The 21364-nt window shown below is 71.2% G+C and carries 15 protein-coding genes; 8 read left to right on the top strand and 7 right to left on the bottom strand.

Annotated features, from left to right (window positions below):
- The first annotated feature begins 12 nt into the window (after positions 1 to 12).
- From ABZ738_RS17765 to ABZ738_RS17735, 7 genes are all read left to right on the top strand, one after another.
- Positions 13 to 1566, top strand: a complete 1554-nt coding sequence (locus tag ABZ738_RS17765; protein WP_131051405.1) for a cobalamin-dependent protein — start codon at positions 13 to 15, stop codon at positions 1564 to 1566.
- Between the two features lie 14 nt (positions 1567 to 1580).
- Positions 1581 to 3179: a cobalamin-dependent protein gene (locus ABZ738_RS17760; protein WP_131051406.1), complete on the top strand. Its 1599-nt coding sequence runs from the start codon at positions 1581 to 1583 to the stop codon at positions 3177 to 3179.
- Positions 3166 to 4419 carry an MFS transporter gene (locus ABZ738_RS17755; protein WP_131051407.1) on the top strand — a complete coding sequence of 418 codons (1254 nt, stop codon included), beginning with the start codon at positions 3166 to 3168 and terminating at the stop codon, positions 4417 to 4419. The genes ABZ738_RS17760 and ABZ738_RS17755 overlap by 14 nt, the downstream gene beginning before the upstream one ends.
- Positions 4420 to 4485: 66 nt before the next feature.
- Entirely contained in the window at positions 4486 to 6714 is a 2229-nt protein-coding gene (locus ABZ738_RS17750) for a GNAT family N-acetyltransferase (RefSeq protein ID WP_357214423.1), read from the top strand.
- A gap of 60 nt (positions 6715 to 6774) precedes the next feature.
- Positions 6775 to 8091, top strand: a complete 1317-nt coding sequence (gene lysA, locus ABZ738_RS17745) for a diaminopimelate decarboxylase (RefSeq protein WP_131053731.1) — start codon at positions 6775 to 6777, stop codon at positions 8089 to 8091.
- A complete protein-coding gene (locus ABZ738_RS17740) occupies positions 8091 to 9278 on the top strand; it encodes a GNAT family N-acetyltransferase (RefSeq protein WP_357214420.1) in 1188 nt (395 codons plus the stop codon). Before lysA ends, ABZ738_RS17740 begins: the two co-directional genes overlap by 1 nt.
- A 3-nt stretch (positions 9279 to 9281) precedes the next feature.
- Positions 9282 to 10265, top strand: a complete 984-nt coding sequence (locus ABZ738_RS17735) for an aldo/keto reductase (protein ID WP_131053729.1) — start codon at positions 9282 to 9284, stop codon at positions 10263 to 10265.
- An 85-nt stretch (positions 10266 to 10350) separates the two neighbouring features.
- Here the strand turns inward: ABZ738_RS17735 and ABZ738_RS17730 are convergent, their stop codons facing one another.
- The 6 genes from ABZ738_RS17730 to ABZ738_RS17705 all read right to left on the bottom strand — a co-directional run bounded on the left by ABZ738_RS17730 (position 10351) and on the right by ABZ738_RS17705 (position 19578).
- Complete coding sequence (locus ABZ738_RS17730; RefSeq protein WP_357214753.1) at positions 10351 to 11271, bottom strand: hydroxymethylglutaryl-CoA lyase; 921 nt, start codon at positions 11269 to 11271, stop codon at positions 10351 to 10353.
- A gap of 127 nt (positions 11272 to 11398) precedes the next feature.
- Entirely contained in the window at positions 11399 to 12766 is a 1368-nt protein-coding gene (locus ABZ738_RS17725) for a biotin carboxylase N-terminal domain-containing protein (protein ID WP_357214417.1), read from the bottom strand.
- A 154-nt stretch (positions 12767 to 12920) separates the two neighbouring features.
- A complete protein-coding gene (locus ABZ738_RS17720) occupies positions 12921 to 13547 on the bottom strand; it encodes a TetR/AcrR family transcriptional regulator (RefSeq protein ID WP_131053726.1) in 627 nt (208 codons plus the stop codon).
- A gap of 91 nt (positions 13548 to 13638) precedes the next feature.
- Positions 13639 to 16527 (bottom strand): hypothetical protein, encoded by a 2889-nt coding sequence (locus tag ABZ738_RS17715; RefSeq protein WP_357214414.1) that lies wholly within the window; start codon positions 16525 to 16527, stop codon positions 13639 to 13641.
- A gap of 6 nt (positions 16528 to 16533) precedes the next feature.
- Positions 16534 to 18321, bottom strand: a complete 1788-nt coding sequence (locus tag ABZ738_RS17710; RefSeq protein WP_131053724.1) for an HSP90 family protein — start codon at positions 18319 to 18321, stop codon at positions 16534 to 16536.
- A gap of 75 nt (positions 18322 to 18396) precedes the next feature.
- Complete coding sequence (locus ABZ738_RS17705) at positions 18397 to 19578, bottom strand: FAD-dependent oxidoreductase (protein ID WP_357214411.1); 1182 nt, start codon at positions 19576 to 19578, stop codon at positions 18397 to 18399.
- A 108-nt stretch (positions 19579 to 19686) separates the two neighbouring features.
- Here ABZ738_RS17705 and ABZ738_RS17700 point away from each other — a divergent pair, with 108 nt between their 5' ends.
- The gene (locus ABZ738_RS17700; protein WP_131052548.1) at positions 19687 to 20295 is read left to right on the top strand and encodes a TetR family transcriptional regulator; all 609 of its coding nucleotides are present in this window, start codon (positions 19687 to 19689) and stop codon (positions 20293 to 20295) included.
- A gap of 128 nt (positions 20296 to 20423) precedes the next feature.
- Here ABZ738_RS17700 and ABZ738_RS17695 read toward each other — a convergent pair whose 3' ends face one another.
- Positions 20424 to 21314, bottom strand: coding sequence for a sulfurtransferase (locus ABZ738_RS17695; protein WP_357214408.1), 891 nt, complete (start codon positions 21312 to 21314; stop codon positions 20424 to 20426).
- Positions 21315 to 21364: the final 50 nt, after the last annotated feature.

Below are 21364 nucleotides of genomic sequence, written 5' to 3'. Positions count from 1 at the left end.
CCAGGAGACGCCATGAAGGTCAATCTCTACTACGCTCCCTACCCCTCGCAGATCTTCCAGGGCGAGAGCGAGCCGATCAACACCGAGCGACCGTACAACCCGAAGAGCGCACTGACCACGATCGCCGCCGGGCTGCGGGCGTACGCACCGCACTTCGGCTACTCCTGCGACATCGAGATCATCGATCTCCAGCTCGGCGGGCAGCGGGTGAAGTACAAGTCGCTGCCGTACGGCCCCCGGGTCATGGACTGCTACCGGTACGGCACCCCGTTCGAGGAGGCCGACGAGAAGATCCGCGCGGCGGACGTGCACGGCATCACCTGCAACTTCACCAACAGCGCGCAGATCGTGGCCGACCTGGCGTTGCACATCAAGCGGATCAACCCCACGGCGATCGTGGTGGTGGGCGGGGTCGACTGCACCGCCCGTCCGCAGTACTACCTGGCCCGGGGCGCCGACGCGGTGGTGCGCGGGGAGGGCGAGCTGACCTTCGCGCGGCTGGTGGACGCCGTCTACCGCAAGCAGGACCTGAACACGGTGCCGAACATCTCGCTGCCGGGCCGGCTGATCCCCCACAAGGTCGACACCTCCGAGACCGTGCCGATGGACTCGATCGAGCCGATGGCGCTGGACCTCATCCCCGACCTGTCCGTCTACGACGACACCGCCGAGGGTCCGCCGCCTGCCGGTGTGCAGGGCAACTTCATCTGTTGGGAGACCTCCCGGGGATGCGCGTGGCGGTGCTCGTTCTGCACCGCACCGTCGCGGGGCGGCTACCGCTACATGAGCCTGCCGATGATGGAGAAGCACCTCCGGGTCTTCCAGGAGTACGGCATCAAGACGATCGTCTGGCAGGAGGACAATCCGCTCTCCCGGATCCAGCAGAACGGCGCCGGCCGCTACCTGTACGACTCCGGGCGCGAGGACGTCCTCGCCATGTTCCGGATGTTCCGCGAGTACGGCTTCGCCTGGGAGTTCGCCAACGGCATCGAGTTCGGCAAGTTCATGCAGAACGGCAGCTTCGACCACGAACTCGCCGACGCGCTGCTGGGCAGCGAGACCGTCGACGGCCGGTGGGTGGGCTGCTACCGGGTGCAGATCCCGCTGGACAACATGAACGTCAAGAAGCGCCGGTTCCCCAAGCTGCTCGGCTTCGACGAGCAGGTGAACGTCCTGGCCACCATGCTCACCGACCACGGGGTCGGCCACCAGACGTACGACCTGTTCATCGGCTACCCGGAGCACGACCGCGAGGGCATCGACATCTTCACCGACTACTGCATGCGGCTGAAGGAGGAGCTGACCTCGGTCGGCAAGGGCAAGTACAAGCCCTACTTCAACGTGTTCAACCTTTCGCTGCTGCCGGGCGCCCGCGACTGGGTGACGCTGCGCTCGCTGCTCCAGTTCGACATCGACGAGAACCCCGAGGTGATCGGGATCTTCCTGTCGGCCATCAACACCGACCACTTCACCTACTGGGACATCTATCAGAAGCGTCTCGAAATGACGAACATGCTCAACGACCGCGAGATGCACCGTCTCTACGACGGCATCTACGCGGGTTGACGGGAGGTCCGACCATGCGCGTCACCCTCTTCTACGCCCCGTACCCGGGGCAGTCGTTCCGGGACGAGGGCACCACGATCAGCCCGGTGCGGGTACGCAACCCCAAGAGCGCTCTCGTCACGTTGGCCGCCGGAGCGAGGGCGTACCTGCGGGAGTGGGGTGTCGACGCGGAGTTCCGGATCGTCGACACCCAGGTCGACGCCGGTGAGCCCGAGCACTACGCCTCGTTCGCGTACGGGCCCCGCACCGTCGACTGCATCCGCTACGGCGGCGCCTTCGAGAACTACGCGGACGAGGCGCGGGCCGCCGACGTCATCGGCATCTCGAACAACTTCACCAACTCGGCCCGGGTGGTGACCGACTTCGCCAAGTTCCTCAAGAAGGCCAACCCGGACGCGCTGATCGTGGGCGGCGGGATGGACGTCACCGCCCGGCCCGAGTGGTACCTCGCCAACGGCTTCGACGTGGTGATCCAGCTCGAAGGCGAGCAGACCTTCGCCCGGGTGGTCCAGGCCCGGGCCACCGGCAGACCGATCGAGGAGTCGGTGCTCAGTCGCCGGATCGGCGACGGCATCGTCATCATGGGCGGTCCCCAGCTCAACCTGGCCGAGTTGCCGCCGATGGCACTCGACCTGATCGACGACCTGTCCATCTATGACGACACCGGCGAGGGTCAGCCGCCGAAGACCGTACGGGCACCGTTCACCTGCTTCGAGACCTCGCGCGGTTGTTACCGGACCTGCTCGTTCTGCGCTACCCCGATGCGGGGGCACTACCGCTACATGAAGCCGGACGTGGTGCGCCGGCACTTCGACTACTTCCGGTCGGTCGGCATCTCGAACATCCTCTTCCAGGAGGACAACACGCTCTCCCGGATCCAGCGGTCCGGCCGGGGCACGCTGCTGCACGACTCCGGTCGCGAGGACACCCTGGAGATCTTCCGGATCGCCCGGGAGTACGAGTTCTCCTGGGAGTTCGCCAACGGGCTCGAATTCGGCAAGTTCCTGGACCTCGGTGAGGTGGACCGGGAACTGATGGAGACGTTGTTCTGGAACGACACCAGCGGTGACCGGTGGGTCGGTTGCTATCGGGTCCAGATCCCGTTGGAATACCTCGGGGACGAGCCCACCCAGAAGTTCCGTAAGCTGCGTCCGTTCCAGGAGCAGATGCGGATCATCACGTCCATGCTGGACCTGGGCGTCCGATATCTGACGTTCAACATGCTGATCGGGCACGACGACGATGACCAATCGATGATCGACATGTACCTGGACCGGTGCCTCGAACTCAAGGATCGGCTGGTCGAGGCCAGTCCCGAGGCGACCAACTACTTCAACGTGTTCAACCGGACACTGCTGCCCGGCACTGCGGACTTCCGCAAGAAGGCGGACCGGCTCGCCTTCGACATCGAGCAGACTCCGGAGGTGATCAGCGTCTACCTCTCGCCGATGCCGTCCAAGCACCTGTCGTACTACGAGTTGTTCGAGCAGCGTCTCCGGCTCACCGAGGCGCTGAACGGGTCACTGATCGACCAGTACGACGGGATCTACCGGCCGGGGTCCGGTGCCGACGAGGCCCCGGTGGCCAGGTTGGACGCCCGTGTCGCTGGTTGACGCCGTCGGGCGGTACGTCGAACTCTGGCGTACCCCCGGCGTACCCCGGGTGATGCTGCCCGCGATGCTCGCCCGACTGCCGGTGGCGATCGAGCCACTCGCGATCTTCCTGCACGTCAGTGAGAAGACCGGGTCCTACTCGGCCGGTGCGACCGCGCTCGCCCTCTTCAGCGGCGGCCTGGCGGTCGCCTGGCCGGTGCACGGTCGACTGATCGACCGCCACGGGTTGCGCCGGGTGCTACCGGTGCTGGCGCTGCTGCACGCGGTGGCGCTGGTCGGGTTCGTCGCCGCGAACCAGGGGCCCGGTTGGCTGTTGATCTCGTCCGTGGTGCCGGTGGCGCTCAGCATGGCGCCGGTCGGTTCGACCGTCCGGGCGGCTTGGGCGCTGATCCTGCCGCCCGGACCGAAGCTGAACACCGCCAACGCCCTGGAAGCGGTGCTGATCGAGGTGTTCTTCGTGATCGGGCCGGCGGCGACCGGCCTGTTCACGGGCGTCTTCAGCGCGCTGGCCACCACCCTGCTGGCCGGCGGCATGCTGGTGGTCGGCTCGCTGCTCTACGGCAGCGCCCCGGCCGTCGCCACCATGCGCAAGCCGGACGGGTCGGCGGAGGCCGACGCGACCGGTGACGGTCCGGCGCGTACCCGTCGCCCCTGGCGAGTTCCCGGCGTGGTGGCGATCCTGGTCGCCGCCGGTGCCGCCGCCGCCGCCTTCGCCGTCCTGGAGGTCGCGGTGCCGGCCACCGTCTCGGCACATGGCAGCACGGCCGCGACCGGGGTGGCGCTGCTGTCCCTGCCCCCGGCCGCGAGCGTCCTCGGCGGGCTGGTCTGGGGCGCGCGACAGCACACCCGCCGGGCGGTACACCGCTACCTGGTGCTGCTGGCGGTGGCGCTGGCCTGCATGATCCCGCTGGTCTTCGCCACCTCGATCCCGGTGCTCGCGGTCTGCCTGTTCCTCGCCGGCCTCCCGTTGGCGGCGCTCAGCGCCGAGGAGTTCGGGCTGCTCGGCCGGATGGTGCCCAAGACGGTGATCAACGAGTCGTTCGCTCTGGCCGCGACGATGATGGCGGTCGGCAGTGCGGCGGGCACCCTTCTGGCCGGCGCGGTCCTGGGGTGGTTCGGCCCCGCCGAGGCACGTCTGCTGTCCCCGGCGGCCGCGCTCGTCGCGCTCGCGGCCGTCTTGTGGGTGCGGGATACGCTGAGTCGCGTCGATGCCCCGGCCAGCGTCGGCAGCGCATCGTGACCGGCTGAGCCACCGTTCGCCGGGCACCACCGGGCCGGGATCCGCAGCAGCAGCGAGGGGGGACGCGTGTCCGGTTTCGGGGGGAGCGACTACTACGGCGTCCGCAGGTGGGAGATGTCCACCGAGGACGCGCTCGACCGGGCCTGGGTCGGATTCGACGACGTCGACCTGGTGGTCGTCACCGATCCGGCCCGGGACCGGTGGGCGGATCTGACGGCGTCCGGTTTCCGACTCAAGCCACGCTGGGTGACCTGGGGACGGCGTACGCCGGAGCGGACGGCGGACTTCCTGGCCGCCCTGCCGAAGGCGGAACGGCAGAACGTCCGCCACGCGCTGCGGTACGTCGAGTCGGCGGGGCTCGACGTCGAGGTGCACGACCGGATCGGCCCGGACCTGTTCGGCGAGTTCCTCGCCGTCTACGACGCGCAGATCGCCACCATGCCGTACGGCCTGCCGGCGGCGCACGCGGTCACCGCGACCGAGGCCGGACTCGCCGACTTCGTGCTGGTCACCGCCAGATCCGCCGGTGAGCTGGTCGGCGCGGTGATGTGCCGGGTCACGCCCGAGGCCCTGCGGGTGGCCTTCTCGGCCGCCCGGCCACAGGCGCGACGCGGGATGATCAGCCGCGCGCTCTACGTGGCCGCGTTCGAGGAGAGCGCCCGGCGTGGCCTCCCCTGGATCTCGCTCGGCACCGACCCGACCCTGTACGGCCACATCGCCCAGGCGGGGCTCCTCAGCTTCAAGAGCCGCCTCGGCTTCGTCCCGGTCCCGCTGCACCACCTCGACCCGGACGACGACGGGTGCGACGAGGCCGAGCTGGTGCTGCGTACCGACCGGTTCGCCGACCCGGTGCTGAGCCTCTGCTACGCCCGACCGCCCGAGCGGGCCGCCACCTGGGCGGACCCGCTGCCGATGCGGCTGGACGTGCTGAGCCCCGCCGTCGGGCTGGACCTGCGGCCCTACCGGGCGTCGTTCGTGACCGAGGTGGTCGCGGCGTCACCGCAGAGCCGCCCCGGCCGTCGCCTCGACCCGGTCGCCGCCGACACCGACGAGACCATCGTGATCGTCGACCCGTTCTCCACCGGTGCGCTCCTGGCACCCGCGTTCGCCCGGCACGGTCGGCGCTGCGTCGCCGTCCTCACCGGCACCATCAACGAGCGGTACGCCGCCGGGCTGCGCCGGGAGGAGTTCGTCGACGTGCTGACCGCCGCCGGCGACGGTACGGCGGCGGTCCGACAGCTCGCCGACCAGCTCGCACCGCTGCGCCCGGCTCACGTGATCCCCGGTTGCGAGTGGGGCGTCGACCTGGCCGACGACCTCGCCGCCGAGCTGGGGTTGCCGGGCAACTCCCGCGCCGACGACCGGCCCCGGCGGCAGAAGCCGGCGATGATGGCCGCCGCCGCCCGCGCCGGTCTGCGGGTGCCGCTCGGCACGCAGATCCGCAGCATCGAGGAACTCGACGACTGGCTGGCCGCGACGCGGGTGCTCCCGGTCGTGGTGAAGCCCGCCGCCAGCGCCGGTTCCGAGGGGGTGCACTTCTGCGCGGACGGCACCGAGGCCCGGTCGGCGGCGGGCAAGCTGCTCGGATCGGCCAACGCGATGGCCCAGGTCAACGACGCGCTACTGGTGCAGGAGCAGTTGGTCGGTCAGCAGTACTTCGTCAACAGCGTGAGTCTCGACGGCCGGCACCACGTCCACGAGATCTGGCGCGACGACCGGATCTTCGTCGACGGACGGCCGGTGTACGACCGGCAGGTCCTGTTGAACGGCACCGGCGATCTCCAGGACCAGGTGCGGATCTTCGTCGAACGGGTGCTGGACGCGCTCGGCGTGCACGACGGCCCGGCGCATACCGAACTCTTCGTCGACGACCGTGGACCGGTGCTGATCGAGTCCGGCGCCCGCCTCGAAGGAGGCGTCACGCCGGACGGGCCGACGCAGGCGACCGGGGAGAGTCAGCTCTCGCTGACCGTCGAGCGGTACGCCGTACCGGAGCGCTTCCGCCGCCGTCTCGGCAGCGGGTACCACCGCCACCGCGCCCTGATGGTGGTCTGCCTGGTGGCCCCCTACGACGGTCTGATCGCCGACGGTGCCGCCAACCGCCTGGCCGAGATCCCCTCGGTGCTCTGCGGGTCGGCGTTGAATCTGCTTCCGGACACTCCGGTGCACCGGACCGTCGACCTGTTCACCTCACCCGGACATCTCTATCTGATCGCCGAGGATCCGAGTCGTCTGGAGGAGGATTACCAGCGTATTCGTGCTCTCGAACAGGATGCTCTCTACCGGCACAGGTAGGGGCCGATCTTCGTTGAGTGGACGGATATCCTGTGCGCTGATCTCCTGAATGAGGAACAGATGGACGAGTTCACCTATCGCGACGGCACGCTGCACTGTGAAGGGGTCCCGCTGACCTCGGTGGCCGAGCGTTTCGGCACACCCACCTACGTCTATTCGGCGAGCACCCTGATCGATCACTACCGTCGCTTCGCGAAGGCGTTCGACGCGGTCAACCCGCTGGTCTGTTTCTCGGCGAAGGCGCTGAGCAACGTGCACCTGCTCCGGCTGCTCGGTCGGGAGGGCGCCGGGGTCGACGCGGTCAGCGGCGGCGAACTGCACCGGGCGATGCTGGCGGGCGTCGACCCGGAGCGCACGGTGCTCGCCGGGGTCGGCAAGTCGGAGGCCGAGCTGCGCGAGGCGGTCGTCCGCAACATCCGCTGCATCAACGTCGAGTCCGAGGCCGAGGTGGAGCTGCTGTCCCGCATCGCCCGGCAGGAGGGCCGGCGTCCCCGGCTGGCGATCCGGGTCAACCCGGACGTGGCACCGGACGAGCGGACCCCGGCGCGGACGACCACCGGCACCCGGGGCGGCAAGTTCGGCGTGGACATCGACCGCGCCGCCGCGCTGTTCGCGCAGGCCGCCGCCGACGAGGCGCTGCGCATCGAGGGCTTCCACGTCCACCTGGGCAGCCCGATCTTCGACCCGCAGGTGTACGCCACCGCGCTCGACCGGCTGATGGCCCTGGTGGCCCAGCTCGAACAGGCCGGGCACCGCATCACCACGCTCAACCTGGGTGGTGGTTTCCCCGCCGAGTACGTGGACCGCACCGCACCGAGCTGGGACGACTTCGCCGAGGCGATCATTCCCCGGCTGACCGGGTTCGCCCGCCTCGGCGGTCAGGTGATCTTCGAGCCGGGTCGGACCATCGCCGCCAACGCCGGTGTCCTGGTCAGCACCGTCCGCTACCTGAAGCAGGCCGGTGAGCGGCAGCTCGTGGTGCTCGACGCGGGCATGACGCACCTGGCCCGAGCGGCGATGTACGACAGCTACCACTTCATGTGGCCGGTCCAGCCCCCCGCCGACGCCACGCCGGTCTCCCGGGACGTGTCCGGCCTGGCCGGGCTGACCTCGTACGACGTGGTGGGGCCGATCTGCGAGTCCAGCGACTACCTGGCGCGGGGTCGCTCGCTGCCCGAGCTGGAGCCCGGCGCACACTTCGCCATCTTCACCGCCGGGGCGTACGGCATGACGATGACCAGCAACTACAACAGCCAGCAGCGGCCCGCCGAAGTGCTGGTGCACGGCGACCAGGTGACGTTGATCCGCCGTCGGGAGACCTACGACGACCTGGTGGCCCTCGAACTGTTCGACGACGGCGACCACCAGGGGAGTTGATGGACGACCTGTCGGTCATCACCCGACGTTCGGTCACCGAGATCGGCGAGGACGTGTGGAACGGCCTCGCCGCCGGTGACGGCTTCTACCTCGGCTACCCGTGGGTCGCCTGGTCGGAGACCGACAGGTCGTTCGACACCACCTACCTGGTCGTGCAGGACGCGGCGGGCATCCCGCTGGCGGCGGTGGCCACCTATCTGTGGCACGGCGCGAGCGTGCCGTCGATGAACCTGGCCTACAGCCCGAGCCACATGGCCGAGGAGAACCTCGGGCGGTCGCTGTCGCCCGAGGAGCACGCGGCCTTCCTGCCGGTGCTGCTGGTGGGCTCGCGGGCCGGCTACCACGGCGCGGTGGCGATCACCGACGACCTCACCGACGACCGGCGCGACGCGGTGCTGACCGCCCTCTTCACCGAGGTGGAGGCGCTGGCCGCACGGCTCGGCGCGGCCAGCGTCGCGCTGCTCTACACACCGGTGGCGAACGTCGCGGCGTACCGGGCCGCGTGGACGCGGGCGGTAGGCCCGGACGGTCCGCCGCCGGTGGCCGCGCCGCTGTCGGCCGAGGCGGTGCTGCCGGTGCACGTCGGCGAGGACTCCGCCGCGACGGCCGGACGCCGCGAGTGGCGACGGGAACGCCGCCGGTACGAGGCCGCCGTCGACCGGGTGGCGACGGTGCCGCTCTCCGCCTGCGTGGACGTGATCGCCCCGCTGCTCGGCGCGACGCAGCGCAAGTACGGCGGGCCGGACACGGACGCCGACATGCACGCCTACTTCGCCTCGCAGGTGCCGGCGCTCGACGCGTACAGCCACGTGCTCCTGGAGTACGCGGGCGACACGGTGGTCGGGTTCAGCCTCAACTACCTGTGGACCGACGGGGTGTACGTCCGCGCCGCCGGGTTCGCCGAGGGGGCGGCGCCCTACTCGTACTTCAACCTCAGCATGTACCGGCCCCGGGAGTTGGCGGCGGAACGCGGCCTGGGTCAGGTCCACCTCGGCGCCGGCACGTACGGCGCTAAACGCGCCCGGGGCGCCAAACCGCGCTGGACGGCCGGTCTGGTCCGGCCACCGGCCGACCTCTCCGCCGAACTCGTGCGTTCCTTCGCGTCGCCCGGCTCGGACCATCAGCAGGCGGTACGCGTGTGGGGCGACGGCACACCCCCTCAACCCCCTCGGGCACCGGAGAGGTGACACATGCGCTACCGCAGGTTCGGTCGACTGGACTGGCAGGTCAGCGAGGTCTCGTACGGCATGTGGGGCGTCGGCGGCGGTCTGCACGGCTGGACCGGCGTCGAGGACGACGAGAAGATCGCCGCTCTCCAGCGGGCCGTGGACCTGGGCTGCAACTTCTTCGACACCGCCTGGGTGTACGGGCGCGGGCACAGCGAGCGGGTGCTGGGTGAACTGGTCCGCGCCAACCCGGGCACCCGGCTGTACGTCGCCACGAAGGTGCCGCCGAAGGACATGAACTGGCCGTCGACGCGTGAGTCCACCCTGGACGACGTCTTCCCGCCGGACCACATCGAGGAGTACGTCCACACGAGTCTCGGCAACCTCGGCCTGGACACCATCGACCTGTTGCAGTTGCACGTCTGGGAGGACTCCTGGGCGGACGACCCACGCTGGCAGCGCACCCTCACCGGGCTGCGCGAGCAGGGCCTGATCGGCGGCATCGGCATCTCGGTCAACCGGTGGGAGTCCTGGAACGGCGTACGCGCGCTGGCCACCGGGCTGGTCGACGCCGTCCAGGTGATCTACAACGTCTTCGACCAGGCTCCCGAGGACGACCTGTTCCCGGCGGCGGCGGAACACGACGTGGCGGTCATCGCCCGGGTGCCGTTCGACGAGGGCACCTTGACCGGCACGCTGACGACGGAGACGACCTGGCCGGAGGGGGACTGGCGCAACTCGTACTTCGTGCCGGAGAACCTCGCCGCCAGCGTCGCCCGGGCCGAGGAGCTGCGCAAGGACCTGCCGACCGGGATGCCGATGCCGGAGGCCGCGCTGCGGTTCATCCTCGCCGAACCCCGGGTCGCCACCGTCATTCCCGGGATGCGCCGGGTCAGCCACGTCGAACGCAACCTCGCGGTCAGCGACGGGCAGCAGCTCGACCCGGCGCTGCGGGAGACCCTGCGCGGCCACCGCTGGTCACGCCAACCCACCTGGTGGTCCCAGTAGCCGAGCCCGCCGACGTCGCCCCGGCCGGGCACCGCGTCGGTGTCGGCCGGGCCGCTCGACCCGGATGGTGCGGGCGGCGGCCGGGTCAGGTCGGGGAGGGGGTCAGCCGGGTACGCGGACCGGCGCGCAGCACCCCGGAGGGCAGGCGTCGACCGGTCAGCTCCTCGGCCAGTTCGGCGACCTCGATCAGGGCGTCCAGGTCGATGCCGGTGTCGACGCCCATGTCGTGCAGCATGTGCACCGCCTCCTCGGTCGCCAGGTTGCCGCTGGCACCGGGCGCGTAGGGGCAGCCGCCGAGGCCACCCACACTGGCGTCGAACTCCGTGACACCCAGTTCCAGGGCGGTCAGCAGGTTGGCCAACGCGGTGCCCCGGGTGTTGTGGAAGTGCAGCAGCACCGGCACGTCCGCGTCGCGGTCGCGTACGGCGGTGACCAGGTCACGGACGCGTCGGGGCGTACCCATGCCGGTGGTGTCGCCGAACGCGACGCGGTCGGCGCCGTCGCGGACCACGCGGTCGACGATGGCGGCGACACGGGCCGGGTCGACGTCCCCCTCGTAGGGGCAGCCGAAACTGGTCGCGATGATCACCTCGGCGGTGGCGTCGGCCCCGTGCAGCAGGTCGATCAGCTCGGCGATGTCGTCCAACGACTCGTCGGTGCCCCGGTTGACGTTGCGGCGGTTGTGCGTGTCGCTGGCCGAGACGACCACCTCGATCTCGGTGAAGCCGGCGGCCAGGGCCCGCTGCGCGCCCTTCGAGTTGGGCACCAGCGCCGAGTAGCGGACCCCGTCCACCTTCGCCGCCCGCTGCCACACCTCGTCGGCGTCGGCCATCTGCGGGATCGCCCGGGGGTGCACGAACGACACCGCTTCGATCCGCCGTACGCCGGTGCGGGAGAGCGCGTCGAGCAGGCGCACCTTGGCCCCGGTCTGGATCGGGTCCTCGTTCTGCAGCCCGTCGCGCGGCCCGACCTCGCGGATGGACACGGACGTCGGCAGCTCCGCCATCACGACATCACCTCACTGTGACACTTATCTGTCGCTGACCACCCAAGCATGTCACGTCGGGCGGTGACCGCCAGGGTCACGAGGTGCCCGTCCAGACGTCCCGGCGGCACCTCGTGACCCGGCGGGGTCAGCGCATCCGGGAGACGATGCCGGTGTCGTAGTCACCGGAGACGAACTCCGGGTTCTCCAGCAACTCGGCGAAGAACGGCAGGTTGTTCTTGGGGCCGGCCAGCTCGAATCCGGCCACCGCCGCGCGGGCCCGGTCGATCGCCTCAGCCCGGGTGGGCGCGTCGACCACGAGCTTGGCCATCAGGCTGTCGTAGAACGGGGTCACGGTGTTGCCGGCGACGTAGCCGGAGTCGACGCGTACCCCGGCGCCGGTCGGCTCCACCCAGGTCCTGACCACGCCCGGTCCGGGCAGGAAACGCTTCGGGTCCTCGGCGTTGATCCGCAGTTCGATGGCGTGCCCGCGCGGCGTCAACGCGTCCGGGTCGAAGGTCGGCGCCAACCCGGCCGCCACCCGGAGTTGCTCCTCGACCAGGTCGAGGCCGTAGACCAACTCGGTGACCGGGTGCTCCACCTGGAGCCGGGTGTTCATCTCCAGGAAGAAGAATTCTTCGGAGGTAGGGCCATCCCCGCTGAGATCCCGCTGACGCGGGACCAACAGGCACTCCACCGTGCCCGCGTTGCGGTACTTCACCGCCTCACCGGCCCGGACCGCCGCCGCCAGCAGGCGGGTACGCAACTCCGGCGAGACCGCCGGTGACGGCGACTCCTCGACCAGCTTCTGGTTGCGGCGCTGCACCGAACACTCGCGCTCGCCCAGCGCCACCACCCGACCGTCGGCCAGTCCGAGGATCTGCACCTCGACGTGACGTACCCGGGGGAAGTAGCGCTCGATCAGCACCGAACCGTCGCCGAACATCCGCTCGGCGAACGCGCGCACCTTGTCGTACTCGGTGTCCAGCGCGGCCTCGTCGACGGCCACACCCATGCCCATGCCGCCACCGCCCGCAGCGGCCTTCACCATCACCGGGTAGCCGATCTCGGCCGCCGCGGCGCGCGCCGCCGACAGGTCCCCCGCCGGTTCGGTGGTGCCCGGTGCCACCGGCACACCGGCTGCGGCCATCAGGTTCCGCGCATTGATCTTGTCGCCCATCGCGCTGATCGCGTCCGCGTCCGGTCCGACCCAGATCAGACCGGCCGCCTCCACCGCGCGGGCGAAGTCGGCGTTCTCCGACAGGAAGCCGTAGCCGGGGTGGATCGCCTGCGCCCCGGTCGACTCGGCGGCGGCGAGGATGGCCTCGGCGTTGCGGTAACTCTGCGCCGGGTTGGCCGGTCCGACACAGATCGCCTGGTCGGCTTCGGTGACGAACGGCAGGTCGGTGTCGGCCTCCGAGTGCACCGCGATCGCGCGCACCCCGAGCCGCTTGGCGGTACGGATGATCCGGCGGGCTATCTCACCTCGGTTGGCGACCAGCAACGACTCGATCATGCTTCCTCCGCGTTCCATTTTGTGGGACGCGGGCAAGCCAACCACGCCGCCCTGCATGTAAGGAAGGGTCCCCTGCTAACGCCTGCGGTATAGCAGGGGACCCCTCCTAACATCCAGGCCGAAAAGGATGCGAGCTGATGCGCGAGGGTACGGGTCAGGCCGGGTCGGTCGGGGCGAGCAGAGCGGCCAGGGTGGCGGCGCGCAGCAACTCGGCCCGGCGTCGACGGTCGACCTCACCGCCGAGGAACGGGGTCGAGTTCATCAGGCCGAAGGCGGCGTGCGCCAACACCCGCGCCTCACCGGCCGGCAGGCCGGGGTGCAGCGCGGTCAGCACGGTGACCCACTCCTCGACATAGAGGCGCTGGAGTCGACGGATACGCCGTCGAGGCTCCTCGGGCAGCCGGTCCAGCTCGTGCAGGTGCAACGCGATGACGGCCGGGTTGGCCAACGCGAAGTCGACGTGGAAGTCGATCAGCGACTCCAGGACCGCCCGTGGGTCGCCGGGATGCGCGGCGGACCGCTGTCGACCACCCTCCAGCAAGCCCTCACTCACCGGCACCAGCGCGGCGACCAGCATCGCCTCCTTGCCGGCGAAGTGGTGGTAAAGCGCCGGGCCGGTCACCCCGGCGGCCGCGCCGATGTCGTCCATCGACACGCCGTGGTAGCCACGGGAGGCGAACAGCCCCACCGCGATCTCCAGAATCTCGTCCTTGCGGGACCGGCGCCGTCCCGATCCCGTGGCCCCGCTGCTCCCGCTCCGGGCCTGCTGCTCCACCGTCACCGGGCCAGCGTAGACCCACCGGGGAAGAGACGTGGGCCCTTGGTTACCCGCCAGTCCGACTGCCGGGAAAGGCCCACGAATCCCCAGGTCGTCAGTGGTCGTGGTCCAGGTCGTGCTGCTTGCGCAGGTCGGTCGCCTCCGTCGAGCGACCCAACTCGTCCAACGCGCGGGCGAGCAGCCAGGCGGCCTGGGCCGTCGGCCTCGATCCGGTCGGCAGACCGCCGAGCACCTCGCGCAGCACCGGCTCCGCCTCGGCCGGTCGGCCCTGCCGCAGCAGCAGCTCGCCGCTGAGGATCTCGACCTGCGCCGCCTCGCCGAACGCCTCCACGGACCGCAGCCGGTGCGCGACCCCCGCCAGTCGGTCCAGCGCCTCGCCCTCCCGGTCGTCCCCGGCCAGCACCCGCGCCGCCGTCTCGGCCGCCAACGACACCTCGTAGATCACCGGAGGCTCCTCGGCGGCACCGGCCGTCAACTCGGCGGCGAGCCGGTCGGTCGCCTCGACCGCCCGCAGCGCACTGGCCGTCTCACCGGCCCAGAGGTACGCCGACGCCTCCCGACGACGGGCCCGCAGCTCGTCCAGGTGTTGGCCGGCCAGTTGGTAGGCCGAGGCGGCAGCCGCGAACTTCTGCCCCGCCGCCGCATCCCGGTCGGCCTGATAGAGGATGTCCCCGGCGTCTTCGAGCACCTGCGCCCGGTGCGGGAGATTGTCCGGCCCGTCGAGGTTCTCGGCGAGCCGGTCCAGCAGAGCCAGCGCCGGGTCGATCTCGCCCAGCCCCTGGTAGATACCGGCCAGCATGTGTCGGGCCGCATCGGCGTCCGCCTGGTGCCCGAGGCGATCCAGACCGGTCACCGCCTCCTCGGCCACCTCGGCCGCATCGCCGAGCCGCCCGGCTACCCGGTACGCCGTGGCCAACTCCCAGCGCAGGTAGGCGTCACCGGCCTCGCCCCGCTCGACGCAGAGCGCCACCGCCTCGGCGAAGTCCTCCACCGCCTCGTCGGCGCGCTGCGCCGCGATCAGCGCCCGGGCACGGGTCACCCGCGCCGGCAGGAGCAGCGCGTCCCCGGCGTGGGCCAGTGCCTCGTCGCACGCGGCGACCGCCTCAGCCGGATCCTGCGCGACGCGGGCGTGCGCCAGGGCGGCGGTGGCGATCAGCTCCGGGACCCCGGCCTCCTGGGCGAGCCGATGGGCCTGCTCCGCGCCGGCCCGGAAGGCGTCCTCGTCGTCGAGCTGTTCGAGGATGTGTGCCCGGTGCAGCGCGATCCGGGCCGCCAGGAACGGGTCTCCCGCGCCGTCGGCCGCCTGCTCCGAGGCGGCCAGCGCCTCCGGCCAGCGGGCCTGCTGTGCCAGCACCACCGCCAGCCGATCGTGCGCGGCGGCTCGCTGCCGGGCGTCACCGTGCTCGTCGAGGAAACCGGCGGCGGTGTGCGCCAGCGCGTACGCCTCCTCGTCCGGCTCGTCTCCCTGCGCCAGCAGCGCGCCGAGACGGCTGGCGACGACCTGGGCGCGCGCCGGGTCGGCCAACTCCTCGTACGCCGCCATGGTCGTCCGGTTGACCGTCACCGCACCGGTCAGGTCCCCGGCGTCGACCAGCTCGGCGGCACGCAGTTCGCCCCGGAGGGCACGCTCGCGCGGCGACAGCTCCGCCTCGCCGAAGCGTTCCTCGAAGGCGGCCAGGACGGCACGCATACCGGGGCGGTCGTGCGACGACCAGCGCTGCTCGGCCAGCGTCAGCAACTCGCCCGCGTCCGCCTCGGCGGGTACGACGAACTCCACCGACCGGCGTGGTTCGGGCACCGTGACCTCGCGCGGCGGGACGGCCTCGGACGCCGACCCGACGGCGGGAGCCGGGCGGGTGGTGGGCACCGGTCGACGCCGCAGGCTCGCGGAGAGGGGCAGGTGGTCACCGACCGGCGTGACGGCCAGTCGCCGGGCGATGCCCTCGGACTGGTTGCTGTTGCCGTTGCGGGTGTCGAACCGGGCGGCGATCCCGGTCGCCGTCTCGGTCAGCTCGGCGGCGAGCGCACTCACCGTCACCTCGTCGGCCGGCCGCTCACCGAAGGCGCGGCGGTGCACCGTCAGCGTCTGGTCGTCCACCTGCCGCAGCGCGGCGGCGGCGGATGCGGCGAAGTGCATCGCGGCACCCGGCGAGGGGGCCCGGTCCAGCCAGTCCAGGTGCCGCTCGACGATCTCCAGCGCCCGCGCCTCGTTGCCGGTCAGCGTGCAGAACTCGATGTGCTCGCTGACGTCCCACAGGTCGGCGATGCTGCCCCGGTGCCGGCGGTACGCCTCCCGGTGCGCATTGCGCGCCTCGTCGTGCCGACCACTGTGCAGGTATGCCGGCAGTAGCGCGGTGAGGATCCCCTGCGGCTGCTCGGTGCAGCTCAGCCGCCCACTGAGCACCGGCTCGGCCAGCGCCACGGCCTCGTCGTGACGGCCGGTGCGGCTCAGGTGGTTGACCTGCGTGGTCGGGTCGCAGCCCGCGCAGTCGGAGAGCTGGTCACGAGGCGTGGTCAGCCACTTGCGGTACCACTCCTCGGCCTGCTCACGGTCACCCAGGTGGTCGGCCACCCGGTAGCGGTACTTGTACACGGCCTGGAGGCTGTGCCCACCCTCGCGGTAGCGCCGCTCCATGTCGTCGAGCACCGCGTGGGTGCGGTCCAACGGCACCTCGGGGAAGTTCAGCATCCCGTTGACCATGTGCTTGAAGTGCCAGAGCAGGTGTTGGGCGTACCGCTCGTGGTAGGGCTGCGGGTCCCTGTCGAACTCCGCCAGACACCAGGCGAAGACGACGAACGACTTGGCCGGCTCGCCACCGTAGATGTACGTGGTGATGCCCTGGATGCGGACCGCGAAGGCGAGGTGCCGGTCGTCGGTGGCGTCCGCCCGACGCAGCAGCTGCTCCAGCGCGGCGATCTGCCCGATGCCGTACGGCATCTCGCCGGTCTGGCGCAGCATCCGCCACAGGTCCTCGTCAGCCACGACGTCTCACTCCTGTCCAGGGACGGCCCGACCCAGCAGGCCGAGGAAAGAACTGTTGAGCAGGGCGGCGTCCGCCGCGCGGATGGGGTGGTGCCCGAGCAGCAACGCCTGCCCGTAGAGCGCCTCGACGGCGAGCCCGACCAGCTCCGGGTCACCCAGCGCGGTGATCCGACGCACCAACGGGTTGCGGTGGTTGAGCACGAGCTGCGGGCGGTCCGCCGGGGCGGAGGCGGCCAACGCGTCGAGTACGCCGCCCCACAGCTCGTCGGCCTTGTCGCGGCTTGCGGCGAGCTGGTCGGTGAACGCGGCCGAGCGGCTGAGCAGGTAGAGCGCCGGGAGCGAGGCCGGATCGTAGGCCCGGATCAGCACCTCGCAGCCGAGCCGTTCCAGGGCCCGGCCGGCGGCGGTGAGGAAGGGCCGCAGCGCCAACTCGACGTGCGGTTCGAGGGCGTCGAACCGGGTGGTCAGGTCACTCGGTTCGAGCCGTTCGATGAGGACCGTACGGTCCACCGTGGGCAGTCGCTCGATCAGCTCGCTGTCGTACGTGTAGCCGCCGTTCACCACGGCCAGGTCCTGTGCGGCGGCGACGGCCGCGAGCTGGCGGAACTCGTCCAGGCTTGCGGCGTACCGGACCAGGCCGTAGCGCTGCCGGAACTCGGCCAGGGTGAGCGTGCCGACGTTGGTGTCCATCGGCCACCACTGGTCGACCAGGTTGAGCATCTCGTCGTCGTGCAGGGCGAGCGCCTTCACCCCGAGGTGGTGCACCTGAAGGAACTCGGCCAGCCGGTGCGGCTGGTGCTTGGCGAGCCGGACCAGCCAGCCACGGATCTGCGCGCCGAGCGACTCGCGCGTGCTGGTGAGCAGGGAGTCCTCGTAGAGCGCCTCGCGGCTGGCGGTGGGCCGCAGCTCGCTGGTGTCGATCACGCAGTGCGCGAAGAAGGCCCAGTCCGGCAGCAGGCCGTCGGCGTGCTCGGTCAGCAGCATCCGCTTGAGGTAGACCCGGTGACCGGCCCGGGCGGCCGGATTCACGGCCGTGGGCAGGATGAACGCCACTCCGGTCAGCCCGGCCTCCGGCGCCCGCAGCGGCACCACGTCGAACGGGTCGACGCCGAGCGTCTCGCGGGCGTACGCGATCAGGGCGGCGCGGTCCACGGTCGCACCCGGGCTGGTCGGCCAGGGCGGTTCCCCGGTGGTGGTGACCACGCTGCCGACCCGGACGGTCACCGGCAGCAGGCTGCCGTAGAGGCGGGCCAGCTCGGTGACGGTGGAGGTGGCGTACCACTGGTCGGCGTCGTGGCGCGGCACCAGGGTGACCGTGGTGCCGACCTCGGCACGTGCCTCCTGCGGCGGCGCCAGGCGCACCGCGTAGCGGCCGTCGGCGTAGCCGGTCCAGAGCACGGTGGGGTGGTCGCCGTTGCGGGTGACCACCCGGATCTCGTCGGCGACGAGGAAGCAGGAGAGCAGCCCGATGCCGAACTGGCCGAGGAACTCGTGGCGGGAGAAACCCAGCTCGTCCCGCTTCGAGCTGCGGCCGATGGTGGCCAGCAGCTCGTGCACCTGCTCCTCGGTCAGCCCGATGCCGGTGTCGTGCACCCGCAGGGTGCCGTCGCCGGTCAGCTCGGGCGGCTCGATCCGGACCAGGGCCGGTGCGTCCGGCTCGGCGGCCCGACGTGCGGTGATCGCGTCCACCGCGTTCTGCATCAGCTCGCGGACGTAGACCCGTGGGCTGCCGTAGAGGTGATGACTGAGCAGGTCGACCACGCCACGCAGGTCCACCTGGAAGGTACGGTCCACGCCTTGTCCGCTCCCCGCTCCCGGATGTCGGCGCTCACCGTACCGGTGCGGGCCGACATCCGCGTGCCCGGTTCCTCAGCGAGACCTCGCCGGGTGGGCCACCTTATCGGACGCGCGTTGGTGGAGCCCGGAGAGCCGCAGGGCGACCCGTCGGCGCACCGGCGGCAGCGCCGCGAGCAGGCGCAGCAGCGCGTCCCGGGCCGGACGCCCGGCGGGCGGCACGGTGGCGAGCCGGGTCAGCCGGTCGGCGAAGCCGGCCACCTCGTGGGCGAGCGGGCGACGCCGGGCCGCGTACTCGTCCAGGAGGGTGTCGGGGCCCCCGGCCAGCACCGCCGACAGGGTCTCGCCGAGGTCGACGGCGTCGCAGATGCCGAGGTTCATGCCCTGCCCACCGGCCGGGCTGTGCACGTGCCCGGCGTCCCCGGCGAGCAGTGTCCGCCCTGCGCGGAAGGTCTCCGCGACGCGTCGGTGCAGCCGGAACCGCGAGGACCAGAGCACCTCCCGGACCTGGTCCGGCTGCCGTCGCGGGCCCCGCTCGTCGAGCAGTCGTTGCAGGTAGGGCAGGTCCGGCTCGGCGGGTGGGTCGGTCACGGTGGCGACCAGCCGCACCCGGTCGTCGGGCAGTGGAGCCCAGACCAACGGACCGCCCCGGGCGAGGAAGACCGACGCGCCGTCGCGGGGCAGCGCGCTGTCCAGGTGTACGTCGGCCAGGACGAACGACTCCGCCGACCCGTCCGGCCCGGTGAAGGGGATACCGGCCAGGTCACGGACCGTGCTGTGGATGCCGTCGGCACCGACGACCCAGCGTGCCCGGACGGTCGCGTCGCCGAACTGCGCCACCACGCCGTCGGCGTCCTGCCGCAGCCCGGTCAGCCGGTACGGCCGCAGCACCCGGCCGCCCGCCTCGGCCAGCCGCTCGGTGAGCACCTCCTCGGTGACGGACTGGGAGACCATCAGCGCGTACCGGTGACGGCTGGGCAGCCGGTCGAACGGCACGGTGACCAGCATCCGGTCCCGGTCGCGGACACTGAACCGGGCCGACCGCAGCCCGCGCGCGACCAGCGGCGCGCCGGCGCCGACCCGGTCCAGCATCTCCAGGGTGTACGCGTGCACGACCGCCGCACGCGAGGTCACCGCCGGTGTCTCCCGCTGGTCGACCAGGGTGACCTCGACCCCCCGCCGGGCCATCGTGAGCGCGGCGGTCAGGCCGGTCGGTCCGGCTCCGACGATCAGGACGTCCGTGGTGGCGGGCAGCATGACGACCTCCCCCGATCCGATTGCCAACAAGCGTTGGCAAACAATTGTTGGCAACGCTAGGCGCCCCCGACGGAAGAAGTCAACACGTGTTGGCATACCGTCGTGCACATGACGGAAGGCGTACCGCAGAACGAGCCGGCACCCGGCGGTGGCCGCCCCCGCAATGCGGACGCGACCCGCGCGGCCATCCTGCGGGCCGCCCGCGAGCGCTTCGCGGCCGACGGCTACGACCGGGCGACGATCCGGGCCATCGCCGCCGACGCGCGCATCGACCCGTCCATGGTGATGCGCTACTACGGCAGCAAGGAGGGCCTGTTCGCGGCGGCGGCCGAGTTCGACCTGCGGCTACCGGACCTGAGCGGCACACCGGCCGACCGCCTCGGCGAGACGCTGGTCGGCTACTTCTTCACCCGCTGGGAGGGGGACACCACGCTGCCGGCGCTGCTGCGCACGGCCAGCACCAACCCGAGCGGTGCCGAGCGGGTACGCGACATCTTCGCCACCCAGCTCGGCACGGCCGTGGCCCGGGTGGTCGTCGACCCGACGGAAGCCCCACACCGCGCCGGCCTGGTCGCCAGCCAACTACTCGGCGTGGCCCTGACGCGGTACGTCCTGCACCTGCCCCCCATGGTCGACCTCTCCCCACCCGACCTGGTCGCCTGGCTGGCCCCCACCATCCAGCGCTACCTCCGCGACCCGACGCCGAGCCGGTCATGAATGGGCCCGCTCAGGGCGTCCGGCATTGCCGGACGCCCTGAGTCGATCAAGAAGTTCTGGTCACAATCGGGCGGTGGGAGCCCCAAAACCTCTTGATCATCGCCGTGGAAGGGGCTTGGCGGGACGGCTCACCTCGGGTCGGGGCCCTTGACGACAGGAGCCCGGACCAGGTTGCCCCACTCGGTCCACGAGCCGTCGTAGTTGCGTACGCGCGGGTACCCCAGCAGGTGCCGCAGCACGAACCAGGTGTGGCTGGACCGCTCGCCGATCCGGCAGTACGCGATCACGTCGTCGTCCGGGCTCAACCCGAGCTGGTCGGCGTAGATCGTCCGCAGCTCGTCGGCGGACTTGAAGGTGCCGTCGTCGTTGGCGGCGGACTTCCACGGCTTGCTCACCGCGCCCGGGATGTGCCCGCCGCGCAGCGCGCCCTCCTGCGGGTAGTCCGGCATGTGCAGCATCTCGCCGGTGTACTCACCCGGCGACCGCACGTCCACCAGCGGACGATCAGCGTCGACGTGCGCCGACACGTCCTCCCGGAACGCGCGCACCGGCGCGTCGTCGCGCTGCGGCACCGGGTACTCCGCCCTCGGCCGGACCGGCTTGTCGCGGGTCAGCTCCCGCCCCTCGGCAATCCACTTCTGCCGACCGCCGTCGAGCAACCGCACGTCCCGGTGGCCGAAGAGGGTGAAGGCCCAGAGGGCGTACGCGGCCCACCAGTTGAAGTTGTCGCCGTAGAAGACGACCGTGTCGTCACGGCCGATGCCCTTGGCCGCACACAACTCGGCGAACCGCTCGGCGTCCAGGTAGTCGCGGGTCACCTGGTCGTTCAGCTCCAGGTGCCAGTCGACCTTCACGGCACCGGGAATGTGGCCGGTGTCGTAGAGCAGCACGTCCTCGTCGGACTCGACCACGACGAGACCCTCGTCGCCGAGGTGCTCCGCCAGCCATTCGGTGGTCACCAGCCGTTGCGGGTCCGCGTACGACTGGAGTCGGGGATCGGGATCACTGGGCACAGACATGAGCCCCAAGGTACGCCGAGCACCCGCGTCCGCGCGGGGTTGTATGTAAG

The sequence above is a fragment of the Micromonospora sp. NPDC047793 genome (genome assembly GCF_040642635.1).
GTDB lineage: Bacteria > Actinomycetota > Actinomycetes > Mycobacteriales > Micromonosporaceae > Micromonospora.
This window is presented reverse-complemented; position numbering and strand designations above follow the sequence as displayed.

Excerpts from the sequence above, each read along its gene's own strand:
- ABZ738_RS17765 (WP_131051405.1), top strand. The coding sequence starts at position 13 with ATGAAGGTCAATCTCTACTACGCTCCCTACCCCTCGCAGATCTTCCAG.
- ABZ738_RS17760 (WP_131051406.1), top strand. The coding sequence starts at position 1,581 with ATGCGCGTCACCCTCTTCTACGCCCCGTACCCGGGGCAGTCGTTCCGG.
- lysA (WP_131053731.1), top strand. The coding sequence starts at position 6,775 with ATGGACGAGTTCACCTATCGCGACGGCACGCTGCACTGTGAAGGGGTC.
- ABZ738_RS17740 (WP_357214420.1), top strand. The coding sequence starts at position 8,091 with ATGGACGACCTGTCGGTCATCACCCGACGTTCGGTCACCGAGATCGGC.
- ABZ738_RS17735 (WP_131053729.1), top strand. The coding sequence starts at position 9,282 with ATGCGCTACCGCAGGTTCGGTCGACTGGACTGGCAGGTCAGCGAGGTC.
- ABZ738_RS17730 (WP_357214753.1), bottom strand. The coding sequence starts at position 11,271 with ATGGCGGAGCTGCCGACGTCCGTGTCCATCCGCGAGGTCGGGCCGCGC.
- ABZ738_RS17725 (WP_357214417.1), bottom strand. The coding sequence starts at position 12,766 with ATGATCGAGTCGTTGCTGGTCGCCAACCGAGGTGAGATAGCCCGCCGG.
- ABZ738_RS17705 (WP_357214411.1), bottom strand. The coding sequence starts at position 19,578 with ATGCTGCCCGCCACCACGGACGTCCTGATCGTCGGAGCCGGACCGACC.
- ABZ738_RS17700 (WP_131052548.1), top strand. The coding sequence starts at position 19,687 with ATGACGGAAGGCGTACCGCAGAACGAGCCGGCACCCGGCGGTGGCCGC.
- ABZ738_RS17695 (WP_357214408.1), bottom strand. The coding sequence starts at position 21,314 with ATGTCTGTGCCCAGTGATCCCGATCCCCGACTCCAGTCGTACGCGGAC.